12 protein-coding genes are annotated in these 15,896 nt (G+C 50.7%); 7 read left to right on the top strand and 5 right to left on the bottom strand.

Annotated elements, in window-relative coordinates:
• Nucleotides 1-319 precede the first annotated feature (319 nt).
• Nucleotides 320-3,112 carry an autotransporter outer membrane beta-barrel domain-containing protein gene (locus GV764_RS11140; protein ID WP_161660229.1) on the top strand — a complete coding sequence of 931 codons (2,793 nt, stop codon included), beginning with the start codon at nucleotides 320-322 and terminating at the stop codon, nucleotides 3,110-3,112.
• Between the two features lie 109 nt (nucleotides 3,113-3,221).
• On the top strand, nucleotides 3,222-3,848 hold the full coding sequence (locus tag GV764_RS11145) for a helix-turn-helix domain-containing protein (RefSeq protein WP_161660230.1): 627 nt from the start codon (nucleotides 3,222-3,224) through the stop codon (nucleotides 3,846-3,848).
• Between the two features lie 489 nt (nucleotides 3,849-4,337).
• Here GV764_RS11145 and pdxY read toward each other — a convergent pair whose 3' ends face one another.
• From pdxY to GV764_RS11160, 3 genes are all read right to left on the bottom strand, one after another.
• The gene (gene pdxY, locus GV764_RS11150) at nucleotides 4,338-5,195 is read right to left on the bottom strand and encodes a pyridoxal kinase PdxY (RefSeq protein WP_161660231.1); all 858 of its coding nucleotides are present in this window, start codon (nucleotides 5,193-5,195) and stop codon (nucleotides 4,338-4,340) included.
• Nucleotides 5,196-5,206: 11 nt separating this feature from the next.
• On the bottom strand, nucleotides 5,207-6,469 hold the full coding sequence (locus tag GV764_RS11155; protein WP_161660232.1) for an aromatic amino acid transporter: 1,263 nt from the start codon (nucleotides 6,467-6,469) through the stop codon (nucleotides 5,207-5,209).
• A 113-nt stretch (nucleotides 6,470-6,582) separates the two neighbouring features.
• Nucleotides 6,583-7,953 (bottom strand): tyrosine phenol-lyase, encoded by a 1,371-nt coding sequence (locus GV764_RS11160; protein ID WP_125295309.1) that lies wholly within the window; start codon nucleotides 7,951-7,953, stop codon nucleotides 6,583-6,585.
• 809 nt (nucleotides 7,954-8,762) lie between these two features.
• Here GV764_RS11160 and GV764_RS11165 point away from each other — a divergent pair.
• From GV764_RS11165 to kduD, 3 genes are all read left to right on the top strand, one after another.
• Nucleotides 8,763-9,470: a phage antirepressor KilAC domain-containing protein gene (locus tag GV764_RS11165; protein ID WP_161660233.1), complete on the top strand. Its 708-nt coding sequence runs from the start codon at nucleotides 8,763-8,765 to the stop codon at nucleotides 9,468-9,470.
• A gap of 229 nt (nucleotides 9,471-9,699) precedes the next feature.
• Entirely contained in the window at nucleotides 9,700-10,881 is a 1,182-nt protein-coding gene (locus GV764_RS11170; protein WP_161660234.1) for an acetyl-CoA C-acetyltransferase, read from the top strand.
• 640 nt (nucleotides 10,882-11,521) lie between these two features.
• A complete protein-coding gene (kduD, locus tag GV764_RS11175; RefSeq protein ID WP_043865925.1) occupies nucleotides 11,522-12,283 on the top strand; it encodes a 2-dehydro-3-deoxy-D-gluconate 5-dehydrogenase KduD in 762 nt (253 codons plus the stop codon).
• A gap of 104 nt (nucleotides 12,284-12,387) precedes the next feature.
• Here kduD and GV764_RS11180 read toward each other — a convergent pair whose 3' ends face one another.
• The gene (locus GV764_RS11180) at nucleotides 12,388-12,711 is read right to left on the bottom strand and encodes a cupin domain-containing protein (protein WP_125295304.1); all 324 of its coding nucleotides are present in this window, start codon (nucleotides 12,709-12,711) and stop codon (nucleotides 12,388-12,390) included.
• A 160-nt stretch (nucleotides 12,712-12,871) separates the two neighbouring features.
• Here GV764_RS11180 and GV764_RS11185 point away from each other — a divergent pair, with 160 nt between their 5' ends.
• Nucleotides 12,872-13,570: an aspartate/glutamate racemase gene (locus tag GV764_RS11185; RefSeq protein ID WP_161660235.1), complete on the top strand. Its 699-nt coding sequence runs from the start codon at nucleotides 12,872-12,874 to the stop codon at nucleotides 13,568-13,570.
• Here GV764_RS11185 and GV764_RS11190 read toward each other — a convergent pair.
• Nucleotides 13,557-14,483 (bottom strand): LysR family transcriptional regulator, encoded by a 927-nt coding sequence (locus GV764_RS11190; RefSeq protein ID WP_161660236.1) that lies wholly within the window; start codon nucleotides 14,481-14,483, stop codon nucleotides 13,557-13,559. The genes GV764_RS11185 and GV764_RS11190 overlap by 14 nt on opposite strands.
• Before the next feature lie 125 nt (nucleotides 14,484-14,608).
• Between GV764_RS11190 and lysA the strand changes: the two genes are divergently transcribed.
• Nucleotides 14,609-15,871, top strand: a complete 1,263-nt coding sequence (gene lysA, locus GV764_RS11195; RefSeq protein ID WP_161660237.1) for a diaminopimelate decarboxylase — start codon at nucleotides 14,609-14,611, stop codon at nucleotides 15,869-15,871.
• The last annotated feature ends 25 nt before the right edge of the window (nucleotides 15,872-15,896 follow it).

Consider the following 15,896-nt stretch of genomic DNA (forward strand, 5'->3'; position numbering starts at 1 on the left):
TTGTTGGGGTGTGCGGTTTTCTGGTGGGGATGTGGCGAAGTTTAATGACAATGAAAAAAAATATATTTTTCGGCATTCAATAATTTTCTATTATATGTTTTTCGTGCGTCGGGCCGAGTTTAAATCTTATTTAATTTGGTGTTTGAAATCAGACATTCTATAAACTTTGTTTGAACCTTTTCCACTTCGACGCGCATAATTTTCTCTGTTAGTGCTTTTCTCAATATTCAAGATGTATGTGTTATGTGTCGTTTTTATTTTTTAGTAAACCGCATAATTGATGGACCAACTTTAGTTTATCCCTGAGGAGGGATGGTAAATGCGCTGCTGGAATAAGAAACTTGTTGTATCTCAATTAGCAATAGCTTGTACGATGGCAATCGCTTCTCAGGCATCTGCTACTACTGATATTTCTGGTACGAATTATGACACCTTTTATTATAATGGTGGAGTGATGTATCAGGGATACGTCGGCTATGACTATGGTTCCAACTACTATAACGGGAATATCTACCCTGTTATTAACGGTGCCAATGTTAATGGCGTGATCTCAACTTACTATCTGGATGATGGTGTTGCGGGCAATACCAACCCGAATTCGCTGACAATCAAAGACAGCTATGTTCATGGCATGATTACCTCTGAATGCATGACCGTTGAGTGCGTTGATGGCCGTACAGATGGTTATGTTTATGATCGTCTGGCGTTAACCGTTGATAACTCTACGATTGACGATAATTTCGAGCATTACACCTATTACAACGCAGGCACTGCCGAAACGGCTTCCTACGATGTCTTCAACTTAGGTACTGCGATTACGCTGGATCAGGAAGTTGATCTGGTTATCCAGAACAATTCTAAAGTTGCCGGAATTATGCTGGGTCAGGGCTATGAGTGGCAAGACAACCTTGACGTTACGGATGTCGGTGGCTGGAATAATAGTGAAATTTTTAACGACACCGTTGTTGTAAAAGATTCTGTTGTTACCTCCGGTTCGCTCAGCGATGAGGGTACTTCTGGTTTCTACGGTCGCACCGGTAAAGCCAGCGACTACAGCAATACTTATACTGCAGACGATATTGCTCTTGCTGTTGTCGCTTCAGATGCTGACAATGCCATGCAAACCACTGCAACGTTTGATCATTCAACGTTAACTGGCGATGTTCTGTTCTCCAGCACCTTTGATAATAACTTTGGTGGCTACGATTATCTGGATACAAACAATAATATTGCCCATGTGGATGCATACGACCGTAATGGCGATGGCGTACTGGATTCTAACGGTTGGGATAATACCGATCGTCTTGACCTGACGCTGACTAACGGTAGCAAATGGGTCGGCGCTGCTATCTCTAACGTTGAAGCAACTGCTGAGCTGTATGATTATCAGCCGAATAGCATTTGGCCGGGTTCCGTTTATGGCATAAATACTGACGGCACGGCTTTTGATGAAGAAAATCATGTTGTTGGCAATGCGGTTTATCAGAGCGGTATCTTCAACGTAACTCTGGATAACGGTTCTGAGTGGGATACGCGTAAAGTTTCTAACATCGACGATCTGGTCGTAAACAACGGCTCGAAAGTGAATGTTGAAGATTCAAGCCTGCTGGCAGATAGCATTACTCTTTCCAATGGTTCCTCGCTGAACATCGGCGATTCGAATAATGCCATTGATGCTTACGATTTAGGCTATGAAGTTGCTACCAACAGCCTGCATATCGACAGCTACAGCCAGGCATCACTGCTTGAAGAAACTGCTAGCCTGTATGCCAACACCCTTACCGTTGATAATCATAGCCAGTTGAATCTGGGCTTGGGTCAGATTGATACCAATAACATGGTCCTGACCAATGCTGGTGTATTTGACATCGCAAGCCGCGATTATGTGCTGAATTCTGATCTCAACAATGGCCGTTATATCACTAACGATATTCACGACGCTAATTACGATTATGGTGTGATTGCTCTGAATTCCGATGGCCACCTGGCTGTGAATGGCGACGTTGCGGGCAACTATAAAGTTCGTATCGATAACGCAACGGGCGTTGGTTCTGAAGCTCAATACAAAGATAAAGAAATTATCCGCGTATATGATAACGACGCAAACACAGCAGCAAGCTTCACCGCGGCTAACAAAGCGGATCTGGGTGCATACACCTATGAAGCTCAACAGAATGGCGATATTGTCACTCTGCATCAGCAAGAGTTGACTGACTATGCGAACATGGCGCTTAGCGTTCCGTCTGCTAACAGCAACATCTGGAATCTGGAACAGGATGTGCTGGCTGCTCGTCTGGCGAACGGCCGTCATACCGCAGGTGACCAGGGCGGCGCTTGGGTCAGCTATTACGGCGGTAGCTTCAGCGGCAGTAACAATGTGCTGAACTACGACCAGGATGTTAATGGCATCATGGTAGGTATTGATAAGCAGATCGATGGCAATAACGCTAAATGGACTGTCGGTGCAGCTGCTGGCTTCGGTAAAGGTAGCCTGGACGATCGTTCTGGCAACGTTGATCAGGATACTCAATCTGCACGTTTCTATACGTCAGCCCGCTTCCCGAACAACATCTTTGTTGATACCACGTTAAGCTACAGCCATTACAGCAATGACCTGACCTCAAAAATGAGCAATGGTGATTCCGTTTCTGGCGACATTTCATCTGATGCCTGGGGCTTTGGCCTGAAAGCGGGTTATGACTGGCAGTTCAATGAAAATGCATACCTTACTCCGTATGCAAGCATCACTGGTCTGTTCCAGGATGGTGATGACTACCAGTTAAGCAATAAGATGGATGTAGGCAGCCAGTCTTATGACAGCCTGCGTTACGAACTGGGTGCTGATATTGGTTATACCTTCAACTACGGTAACGACCAGTCCTTCACTCCGTATGGCAAACTGGCTTACGTTTACGACGATGCGGGTAACAGCGCTAACGTTAACGGTGATGACATCGATAATGGCGTAGAAGGTTCTGCGGTCCGTGTTGGTCTGGGCGGTCAGTTCAACTTTACCAAGAATTTCAGCACCTATGCAGATGCTAACTATCTGGGCGGCGGCGACGTTGACCAGGATTGGGCAGCAAATGTTGGTGTGAAATACACCTGGTAATCACCGCCGTGTCATAAATGATATTGTGATTATTCAATGCCCATCCTGTTCTGGATGGGCATTTGTGTAATCAGATGAATGGATTCTCGACAGTGAATGGACTCATCACATGTTAGATTTGGTAAAGCCGTTAAGCCATTTAGAGATTCTTCGCAACCATCTTAGTCCTTGCGCTATGAGCTTCAATGTTGCCGCAGGGGAGGAATTAAGCTTTTCTAACGATCAGGGCGAGCAACAGTGCTGGTATTTTAAAGAAGGTTTTTTGGATATCTGGAGAGAAAACAACGATATCCATGTGGAGCTACTTGCTGCGCCTGTTTTACTCAGTCTTTCCGGCGATCCTATCCCCAGCCCCTTAAATTATAAGATTGTAACGAAAACGCACTGCACCGGATTTTCTTTACCTGTCAGTCGCGCAATGGATGTTATTGATAAACAGGGACTCTGGAAGTCATTTTGCCACTGGCAGACTTATCAAATGCGCTGGTTCGAATGGCGCGATGCACAATTTATTGGCACCTCGACCTACGCACAAATTCGTTTCACATTATTGACCATGGCAAACTGGGACGTAGAGTTGCGATCTCAGATTGGCGTCATTAACTATATTCAAACTCATACTCATATCTCCCGCTCGGTGATTGCTGAAATGCTTTCCGCGTTGCGAAAGGGGAACTATATCGAAATGCAAAAGGGCAAACTCATCGCCGTTCATAAGCTACCGTTAAACTATTAAATTTCAAATAATTAAATTGGGTTATGCTCCGGTATCAGGTAAATAATCCGCATTGTGACAAATTGGTTTTGCTGCTTATAAACCGATAAATAATTACGCAGCGAAAGCAAAAATATTTACAGACAGGTTTACACTTAGAGTGACAAGGAAGACGTGAGGATATTGGCGCTTCGTAACGGGAAGGGTACAATATGTGACCTGTATCACACTGAGGTTAGCAATATGTCTTTCTGCAAAAAACTTCTAAACAAAATCGATGCTTTTGCTGCGTTGATCCCGCCGCGTTATTTCCGGGCATAAGCGCGCCATTAGCATAAATGCACCCCGCAGAACGAGCCGGGGTGCAACTTTACCTTTTATCGCTTCTTCTTTCGCAATCCTGTTAACTGCAACGTAATCAACAGGATACGCAGTAGCGCAAATCTATGCACGAGTGGAAACTGCACTCTCAGAAGCGTCAGAAACATCCTTCACCTCGGGTTAATTCGACTACAGTTTTATTGCAGAATAACGAATCACCGGATTCATGATCACATGTCGGGATTCAATCAGTTCCAGCTCATAACTTTCGCGCTGCCAGGTATGGCGCAGTACGGCATCAACAATATTGGCGCTGTATTCCAGCGCGGTTGTGTCATCGAAGCCGTTTAATAAACTTGCAAGCAACAGGCTACAGGTGAGATCGCCCACGCCAACCGGCTGTTTAGGGAAAAGGTACAGCGGTCGTGCGATGTGCAATACCTGGCGTCCGGTGACCAAAAGCATCTCGAAAGCGGCAGGATCTTTGGCACATTTCCCCAGGTGTTTGACTAGTACTTTACTGACGCCTTGCGCGACCAGTTGCTGTGCCGCATACACCGCCTCATCAAAGGTATTCAACGTCTTGCCGGCTAATATCTCCAGTTCATGTAAATTGGGACCCATCACGTCTGCCAGCGCAATGGCTTCGTTTTTGAAAAACGTATCGACTCCGTTAGCCACCACGCATCCTTTTGCTGGATGGCCCATTACAGGATCGCAAAAATAGAGTGCTTTTGGGTTATAACGACGCACCTGGCTAACGGCCAGCGCCACCTCGTCACACTGTCTGCTGTCACCGAGATAACCCGATAAAACGGCATCGCATTCAGGTAATTTATCGTTTTGTTCCAGCCCGGCAATCACATGCGTCAACTGGCCCGGCGGCAGCGCCATTCCCTGCCAGTGACCATATTGGGTGTGATTAGAGAATTGCACGGTATGAAAAGGCCAGACATCAATACCCAACAGCTGCATCGGCAATACTGCGGCCTTGTTGCCCGCGTAGCCGTATACCACGCTGGACTGGATAGATAATACGTTTTTCATAATAACCTCAATTACTTAAATGCCGGTAGCCAGCCAAGAACGTCAAGTACGACTGTCAGATAGACAATAACGCCGCAGACAATAACCAGATTCAGCATCGTGTTATTACAGGGAGCGGTGTAAATCGCCGAGCGATAACGGCGCCGTGCGCTTTTCACCAGGAATGGCGGCAGGATTACGCTCCAGATGGTGAACGCTAAACCGGCGTAGCCTATGGCGTACACGAAGCCGTTAGGGAAAAAGAAACAGACAAAAGCCGGAGGAAGATAAGTCACCAGCGTGGTTTTAAAACGGCCCAGCGGATCGTTAGGGAAGTGGAACAGGTCGGCAATGTAATCGAAAAGCCCGAGCGTCGCGGCGAGTAATGAACTTGCCACAGCGAAGTTTCCGAAGAAGGTCAGGATAAGATCCATATAGCGGCTGGTAAAAATCCCGCCGATGGCCTCAACGAAAACATCGATATTGCCGCCTTTGGCGATAATCGGCGAAAACGAGGCGCGGCTGATGTTCCCCATGGTGACGGCTAGCCAGAAGATATACAGCAGTACCGCAAACACGGTTCCGATCACGATTGAACGCGTGATATTCGGCACACCGTCCTTCCCGTAGAGTTTTACAAGGCTTGGCACGTTGCCATGAAAGCCGAATGAAATAATGCAAAACGGTAATGTCATCAGCACGTAGGGAAGATAGCGGGTGTCCGGTATGGCGACGGAGGCGTTATCCAGCAGTTTAGCGATCTCTATATGGCTGACCAACCCGGAAAAGGTGGCAAAGAAGGCAATAAACTTACCGAGAATAAGTACTGTAGTAATACGTCCAACCAGTAACGAGCTATACCAGGCGATAATACCGACAAACAGCGTAACGACAATAACTGAAAACTTAGCCGGGAAATGAACCCCGCTATATTTCATCAGGGTCTGGCTCAGAACTGCCGACGAACCAGAAATATAGGCATAGGTCAGAATATATAAAACAAAGCCAAACGCGATACCAACAACAATATTCCATTTCTTTCCCAGTAGTTCCTGGGTAAAAGTATTGAAGCTGGCCCCGGGTTCAAAATGCAAATTAACTTCAACTAACATCAAACCGGTTAATAACATCATCAACGCAATAGCAATTAAAATCACGGTTGCGCCGCTAAACCAGACGCCAGCCATGGCAATCGGAAGAGAAAACATGCCGCCGCCAATAACGGTAGCAATCACGAGCACTGTACCACTGGTTAATCCAGGAGTACCCTTTTGAGCGGGGTTATGAATACCCATAATAATGTTCCTGTAAAAAAATTATTGTTATTTACAGCATTTATACTCAATTTTTTTCACGGCCTCGTTCAGAAACAAAAAGGCCCTGCAACGAGGCAGGGCCAAATACTGAATCAGATGTAATCAAAGCGAGCCGTAAAGAAACGCAGTTGCTTCGGTTCATATTCAAACTTCAGGCCACGAATATCTTCTTTATGCTTATACAGCTTGATAATACCGTCAGCGACCACGTCCATATGCGCATAGGTATAAACGCGACGCGGAATAGTCAGACGTACGGTTTCCAGTTTCGGTCTGTGGTGCTCACCGGTCTCTTTATTACGTCCTGCGGAAATGATGCCGCGCTCCATACTGCGTACGCCGGTTTCCATATAGATGCTGGCCGCCAGGCTTTGCGCCGGGAACTCATCCTGAGACAAATGCGGGCAGAAACGACGTGCATCCAGGAATACCGCATGGCCGCCGATCGGTTCGACAATCGGTACGCCCGCGCTTTTCAGTTTTTCGCCGAGGTAGCGAACCTGCTTGATACGATGCTCAATATATTCATACTGCATCGCTTCGCGCAGACCAATTGCCATGGCTTCCATATCACGCCCCGCCAGACCGCCGTATGAAGGCATCCCTTCGTAAACCACGACCAGTTCGCGAGCGGAAGAGAACATCTCATCATCATTCATGCACAGGAAGCCGCCGATGTTAACCAGGCAGTCTTTCTTACCGGACATGGTGCAGCCGTCGGCATAGCTGAACATTTCATGAACGATGTCTTTGATGCTGGTGTTCTCGTAACCTTTTTCCTGCTCTTTAATAAAATAGGCGTTTTCAACGCAGCGGGTGGCGTCATAGAACACTTTAATACCGTGCGCGGCAGTCAGTTCGCGAACGGCACGCATATTTTCCATAGAAACCGGCTGGCCGCCTGCCAGGTTAACGGTTACCGCCAGGCAAATATAGGCAATATTTTCCGCGCCTTTTTCATCGATCAGTTTCTGCAATTTTTTCAGATCGATATTGCCTTTGAAGGCAACTTCAATCGTGGCATCGTGCGCTTCATCACGCACGATGTCGATAAAGGTCGCGCCATTTTTTTCCTGATGATAGCGGGTGGTGGTGAAATACATATTTCCCGCAACATACTGACCCGGTTTAATAGCCAGTTGCGATAATAAGTTTTCTGCGCCGCGCCCCTGGTGAGTCGGAACAATATGTTTAAAGCCGAAAAGCTCGCGAACCGTTCTTTCCAGATGATGGAAGTTTTCGCTCCCTGCATAAGCTTCGTCGCCGATCATCATTCCGGCCCACTGTTTATCGCTCATGGCGTTAGTGCCGCTATCGGTCAGCAGGTCGATATACACGTCTTTCGAATTTAATAAGAAAGTGTTGTAGCCCGCTTCCTGCATTTTCTTAATACGCTCATCGCGTGGGATCATAGAAACGGTTTCAACGCTTTTAATACGGAACGGTTCTGCTGGAAAGTTCATTTAAATATCTCCGTTATATAGGGTGGTATTCGTTGGTTTAAAGCATATCGTCCCGCCTGAAATCCGAGGCGGAATAATTTCCGGGTTTAGCACCCTGTTTAAATAATCGTAAAATGTTAAGGCAAAGCGATTATGCGTTAAACATTTCGCCGTTGAAATAGACGGGCACCATTTTGCCTGAGCATCTTTTTAGCGTATCTGTAAAACACGTGACCTGAGTCACTGTATTTTAAAATAGCAATATAAAATCAATGAATTATGAGGTGGAAATTTCGCACGAATACCTTGAAAATATCTAAATATGTAAAGTGTTGTTATTTTTACTTTGCTCTTATTTTTGTTTTGCTTTCATGTGAACTTATTCTGGTGAGAAAATTGAGAACGGAGTCATTTTTTTTAGACAATATAATGCTAAGCATGAAAATAGAGTGTAAATATTTGTTTACAGTGGCTGCGGGTCTGCATGAATACCTGTTAAAACGATGACGTTGGCAAGATAACGCAGCGCCGGCCCCGGCGTCATGCCTGCCTGACGCACGTACGATTCTCACAGGCCTCAGCGGGAAGCCTTCGCTATGGCACGTCACCCTGAACCTAAGCGTTCAGGCATACGTCAGCGGCGCAAATGCCGTGCGCGATAAGGCTTTCTTTCAACATGCCTGTATGTAACACCAGGTAAAATGGCACGAATTACCTGATTTCCTTAAGGTAAATTGCTCATAAAAACTACTGGATATTTAAACAGCATATTGTATACTATTTCTACTACCCGCCAGGGTGTTGCTGTTTGTGAGTAAGTGGTGAGGCCTATGATGAATCCTTCTTTAAACCGATATTCTTTGGATCAATCAGTCACAATGAGCAGCCGTGAAATTGCTACGTTGACGGGCATAACTCACGGCGAAGTGAAACGTATCATTAAAAGTCTGGAAACGGCTCAGCGCCTGTCGCAGCCCCTCGTTATCAACCAGTTTGAACGGGAAGGGGAAAGCTACCAGGAGTACCTGTTGAACAAGCGTGATTCGCTGCTGGCCGTCGCGCGCGTTTCTCCTGGTTTTACGGCGAATGTGCTGGACTGGTGGCAGGAGCGCGAACAGCGCGCAGAGATCCCTGACTTCACCAACCCGGCTGCCGCTGCGCGCGCCTGGGCGGAGCAGTATGAGCAACGCCAGATGGCAGAGCAGCAGCTGGCGATCACCTTGCCAAAGGCAGAATTATTTGACCATCTCATTCAGGTTGAAGATTCGCTGGGGTTCCGGCAGGTTTGTAAGATGCTGAAAGTGAAAGAGCCGGAGTTCCGTCAGTTTTTGCTGGAGCGCAACATTATGTATCGCGCCAACGGCACGCTGACGCCGCCGCCGCATCATATGCAGGCCGGCTACTTCACGTTGCGTTCAGGCGTGGGTGAAAACCAACACACATTTTCTCAGGCGCGCTTTACCGCCCGGGGCGTGAAATGGATCGCTAACCTGTGGGCAGGGCATCTCTCTTCTCAGCCGAAAAGCGTTGCGGCCTGATAATCCAACCCGCCCCGCGTTACCACGTGGGGCATTTCGCCTGTCAAGACAGGTCATCGCTTGTGGCCTGTTTTATCTCTGTTTTTCCGGTGCGTTCCCGACCTATACCCGTTTCAGCTAACGTCATACGTTTTTACTGTGTGACTCTGTTCACCATTTTTTAAACATTTACGAAATTATTTGATAACAATCGCTACTCTGTTTCAGTCCTGTCATTGAGAGGTTGAAAATGAAAGATGTGGTGATTGTCGGCGCAGCGCGAACCCCTATCGGTTGCTTCCAGGGCGCGCTTGCGCGTCGTACTGCCGTCGAACTGGGCTCGGTGGTGGTTAAGGCGCTGATCGAACGCTCGGGCATCAATCCTCTCGATGTGGATGAGGTAATTCTGGGCCAGGTGTTAACCGCCGGGGCCGGGCAGAATCCGGCGCGGCAAACCGCGCTTAACAGCGGCCTTCCCTGGGCGGTTTCAGCCATTACCATTAACGACGTATGCGGATCGGGCCTGAAAGCCCTGCACCTTGCCACTCAGGCGATCCAGTGCGGTGAAGCCGATGTGGTGATCGCGGGCGGTCAGGAAAACATGAGCCGCGCTCCGCATGTGCTAACCGACAGCCGAACCGGCGCGCAATTGGGCAACAGCCAGTTAATCGATAGTCTGGTGCATGACGGTTTGTGGGATGCATTTAACGATTATCACATCGGCGTCACGGCGGAAAATCTGGCGCGAGAGTATGGCATCAGCCGTGAATTGCAGGACGCTTATGCGCTCGCTTCCCAGCATAAGGCGCGCGTGGCGATTGATAGCGGGCGTTTTCGTGACGAAATCGTGCCGGTGGAAGTGGAATTAGCGCCCGGTAAAAATGTCCTGGTCGATACCGACGAGCAGCCGCGTACCGATGCCAGCGCGGAGGGCCTGGCGAGCCTTGCGCCAGCATTTGATTCTCACGGCAGCGTGACGGCGGGTAACGCCTCAACGATTAACGACGGCGCGGCGGCGGTAATGATGATGAGCGCCAGTCGCGCAGAAGAACTCAATCTCCCCGTGCTGGCGCGCATCCGCGCCTTCGCCAGTATCGGCGTCGATCCGGCCTTAATGGGGATCGCCCCGGTATACGCCACCCGCCGCTGCCTTGAGCGGGCGGGCTGGCATCTGAACGATGTTGATCTCATTGAAGCCAATGAGGCCTTTGCCGCGCAGGCGCTATCGGTTGGAAAAGTGCTTGAGTGGGACCCGGGTAAAGTCAACGTGAACGGCGGCGCGATTGCGCTCGGTCATCCTATCGGCGCATCCGGCTGCCGTATTCTGGTTTCGCTGGTGCATGAAATGGTGAAGCGCGATGCCCGAAAAGGGCTGGCGACACTCTGCATCGGCGGCGGTCAGGGCGTTGCGCTGGCCATTGAACGCGATTAACCAGCCGCGCGGCTCTCACTGGCCGCGTAAGCCTCCTCAGGCTTAACCGGTAAGCCGCTGTTTTTTTGCCGGCGAGTTATCTTGTCGGTTTAGCCTGTCCCACTCTGTCGTCATGCCTTCCCTGCGACTTAGCCGTTTCACTCACGATGACCCCCAACAAAACTGGATAACCTTTTAGCCCCGACTGGTTTCAGGGCGAGTCCGGGCTGGCAAACCTGAACCTAAAAAACTCTCTACGCATTCATAAAACGGGTATTACGGGGCCGGGTAACGTGTGCCGCTTACCCTGCTACACACGCGATTACTCGGCGTGACAAAAAGGCGCTGCTAAGGTTTCGTGATCCTAATTCCAAATTCGCACTTTGGTATCTCAAAAAATGAAACATTGTTTTATTTATAATTGAAAACGTGTTTTAGAGGGGCTAGTATAATCCCACAAATGAAAACGAAACGATGTTTTGCGGTAGTACGAAATAGCGTTTTGAAGCTTTGACGGTAAAGACAAATAGCGAAAGGTGTTAACCGGCCGTAGGCAGTTCAGGTGTGAGTACACTGCGACTGATCCGCGACCAATCGCGTCAGGTACACCGTTGTGAATATGCATCTGTCTGTGACAGGCGGGAACACTAAGGAAACCACCATGATTTTGGATTCATTCTCTCTCGAAGGTAAAGTTGCGATTGTGACTGGCTGTGATACCGGCTTAGGCCAGGGTATGGCGCTGGGTCTGGCGCAGGCGGGTTGCGATATCGTCGGCATCAACATTGTTGAACCGACTGAGACGATCGAAGGCGTTACCGCGCTGGGCCGTCGCTTCCTGAGCCTGACTGCCGATCTGCGTAAGATCGACGCGATCCCCGAACTGCTGGAGCGCGCGGTAGCGGAATTCGGTCATGTCGATATTCTGGTTAACAACGCGGGTCTGATCCGTCGCGAAGATGCGATCAACTTCAGCGAAACCGACTGGGATGACGTAATGAATCTGAACATCAAATCAGTGTTCTTTATGTCTCAGGCTGTAGCCAAACAGTTCATCGCGCAGGGTAAAGGCGGCAAAATCATCAATATCGCGTCTATGCTCTCTTTCCAGGGCGGTATCCGCGTACCGTCTTACACCGCCTCAAAAAGCGGCGTCATGGGGATCACCCGCCTGATGGCTAACGAGTGGGCGAAGCACAACATCAACGTCAATGCGATCGCACCGGGCTACATGGCGACCAACAACACCCAGCAGCTGCGCGCTGACGAACAGCGTAGCGCTGAGATCCTGGACCGTATCCCGGCGGGCCGTTGGGGTCTGCCGAGCGATCTGCAGGGGCCGATCGTATTCCTGGCCTCCAGCGCATCTGACTACATCAACGGCTACACCGTTGCAGTAGACGGCGGCTGGCTGGCGCGTTAATCCGCTCCAGCGACGAAAAAAAGCCCGTCAGTGGTCACGCTGACGGGCTTTTTGCTATGGACGGGATAAAAAAATGCCGGGTTTCCCCGGCGCTCCATGTCGGTTTACTTAAGAAAGTCTTCGCGCATCGGCGTAAAGGTATCGAGTAGCGTGCCTGCTTTGATACAGACGCAGCCGTGCATAATATGCGGCTCTTTATACAGCGTATCGCCCGCGGTAACACGGCGAGTTTCATCGCCGATGGTGAATTCAAATTCGCCGGACAGCACATAGGTCAACTGCTCATGCGGATGGTTGTGCATTGCACCCACTGCGCCTTCCTGAAAATTCACTTCCACTGCCATCATTCTGCCGTTATGGGCCAGGATCCTGCGGGTCACGCCGCCGCCTAAATCTTCCAGTTTGGTTTCGTTATGGGGAATAAACATCTGCTTGCCTCTAATTAGTGAAACAACGTTTCAAATATTCTATATCAGGCGTTCATTTAAATATAAGTTATGGCTGTGAACTGCGCCGCCGATCACAAATGTTTATCGCTTCCCGCCAGCAGGCGGTTTTGTTATACCTTGAGGATTACGGAGGTGAAAAATGAAAACCCTGGGTCTGATTGGTGGAATGAGCTGGGAATCGACGATTCCCTATTACCGGTTTATTAATGAAGGCGTCAAAGCGCGGCTCGGCGGGCTGCACTCCGCAAAGCTGGTGCTGCATAGCGTCGATTTTCACGACATCGAAGCCTGCCAGTCGAGCGGCGACTGGGATAAAGCCGGTGAGATGCTGGCGGACGCCGCCTGCGGCCTGCAAAAAGCCGGGGCCGATGCCATCGTATTGTGCACCAACACCATGCACAAGGTGGCCGGACATATCGAAGCGGCCTGTTCGCTGCCGTTTCTGCATATCGCCGATGCCACAGGCCGCGCCATTACGCAAAGCGGGATGGATAAAGTCGCGCTGCTGGGTACCCGCTACACCATGGAGCAGGATTTTTATCGCGGCAGGTTAACCGGGCAATTTGCGATCACTACGCTGATCCCGAATGAAGCCGAGCGCGAGCGCATCAATCAGATCATCTTTCAGGAACTGTGCCTGGGCGTATTGAGCGATGAATCCCGTCATTATTACCAGCAGGTTATCACCCGGCTGGCGGAGCAGGGCGCGCAGGGCGTAATTTTTGGCTGTACCGAAATCGGCCTGTTGCTCAATCAGCAGCAGTCTCCGCTACCGCTGTTCGATACCGCCGCGCTGCATGCGGAGGATGCGGTCAATTTTATGCTTAGCGAGGCGTAAGCAGCGCCTCAAGCGGCGTGGTATAGAGGTTCTGGTTACGCTGGAGATGCTCGCAAAAAGCATCCACCAGGGCCGACGCCGGGCGATGTACCGGGCGGATCAGGCTCACGGTAAAGGGCACCTCAATGCTGAAACGTCGCACCACTACGCCGCTTGCCGCATAGTCCAGCGCGGTAAGCGGGTTAACGACGGAGATCCCCGCGCCCGCGCGCACCATCGCGCACACCGACGCCGCGCTGTGCGTTTCCATCACCATACGGCGTTTGACGTCGTGCTCGCTAAATAGCGCATCCAGTAGCTGGCGATAGCTGTCGGTACGCGACAGGCTGATGTAATTCTCACCGTTGAAATCCCCGGGCGTCAGTAAATCCTTCTGCGCGAGTGGATGGTTCTGCGGCAATACGCACACTTCATTCAGCGTCAACAGCGGAATGCGGTCTGTTCCGGCGGGCGTGGTGAGTGTTTCAGTGAGCCCGAGATCGTGACGCTGAGCGGAAAGCCACTCTTCCAGCAGCGGCGACTCCTGCGGCACGATGTTGAGGCTGACATCGGGATAGCGCGCCAGAAACGGCTGTACCAGCAGCGGTAAAAACGACTGGGAAAACACCGGCAGACAGACAATCGATAACTCGCCCTGGCGAAACTGACGCAGGCTTTCCGCCGCGCTGACGATGCGGTCCAGCCCGTACCACGAACGCTGCACTTCCTCAAACAATCGCAGCCCCTGCACGGTGGGATGCAGCCGCCCCCGGCTGCGGGCAAACAACTGCAGGCCCGTCAGCTTTTCGAGGCGCGCCAGCTCGCGGCTCACCGTGGGCTGCGAGGTATGCAGCAGCGCGGCGGCTTCGGTGACGTTGCCAGCCGTCATTACCGCATGGAAAATTTCTATATGGCGCAATGTGATGGCGGGCATTAAAAGCATCCTTATTCATTGCCAGACGTTATCCATATCATATTTGCATAGACTATGTAGAAATCGATATTTTTTCTTCATCAACCGCTGTGGCGTAATAAGCGAAACGAATTCAGGAGCCCGCTATGCCACGTTCACTGCACCAGCACGACACCGACCTTAATGCCGATAACTTACTGCGCCTGCCTGCCGAGTTTGGTTGCCCGGTGTGGGTTTACGACGCGGCGATTATTCGTCATCAAATCGCCCAGCTTCAGGCCTTCGACGTGGTGCGTTTTGCCCAGAAAGCCTGTTCTAATATCCATATTTTACGTTTGATGCGCGAGCAGGGCGTGAAGGTGGATTCCGTGTCGCTGGGTGAAATTGAGCGCGCGCTGGCGGCAGGCTACGATCCAAAACAGCATCCGGATGACATCGTGTTCACTGCTGATGTGATTGACGACGCAACGCTGGCGCGGGTGCGTGAACTCCAAATCCCGGTTAATGCCGGTTCGGTGGATATGCTCGACCAACTGGGCAGCGTGTCGCCGGGCCACCGCGTCTGGTTGCGGGTCAACCCGGGGTTCGGCCACGGCCACAGCCAGAAAACCAATACCGGCGGCGAAAACAGCAAGCACGGCATCTGGCATAGCGATCTGCCGCAGGCGCTGGCGGTGATGGAGCGCCATGGCCTGAAACTGGTCGGTATTCATATGCATATCGGTTCCGGCGTGGATTACGGCCATCTTGAGCAGGTGTGCGGCGCGATGGTGCGTCAGGTGGTGGAATTCGGCCAGGATCTGGAAGCCATTTCTGCGGGCGGCGGGTTATCGATTCCGTATCGCGAAGGCGAAGAGGCCATTGATACCGCGCACTATTTCGGCCTGTGGAATGCCGCCCGCGAGCAAATTGCCCGTCATCTCGGCCATGCGGTTAAACTGGAGATCGAGCCGGGCCGCTTCCTGGTTGCAGAAGCCGGCGTGCTGGTGGCGCAGGTAAGAAGCGTGAAAAACATGGGTTCCCGTCATTTTGTGCTGGTGGACGCCGGATTTAATGATTTAATGCGTCCGGCCATGTACGGCAGCTACCACCACATTACGGCGCTGGCCGCTGACGGTCGCGATCTGACTGCTGCGCAAACCGTTGACTCCGTCGTTGCCGGGCCGCTGTGCGAGTCAGGCGATGTTTTTACCCAGCAGGAAGGCGGCAAAGTGGAAACCCGCGCGCTGCCTGCGGTATCAACCGGCGATTATCTGGTCTTCCATGATACCGGGGCTTATGGCGCGTCGATGTCATCCAACTACAACAGCCGTCCGCTGTTGCCGGAAGTGTTATTCGATAACGGCGCGGCCAAACTCATCCGTCGTCGTCAGACTATCGAAGAGCTACTGGCGCTGGAGCTGCTGTAAGCCAGCCGAACCACCAACAGAGGTA

It is taken from the genome of Atlantibacter hermannii (assembly GCF_009907385.1).
In the GTDB taxonomy this organism is placed as follows: domain Bacteria; phylum Pseudomonadota; class Gammaproteobacteria; order Enterobacterales; family Enterobacteriaceae; genus Atlantibacter; species Atlantibacter hermannii_A.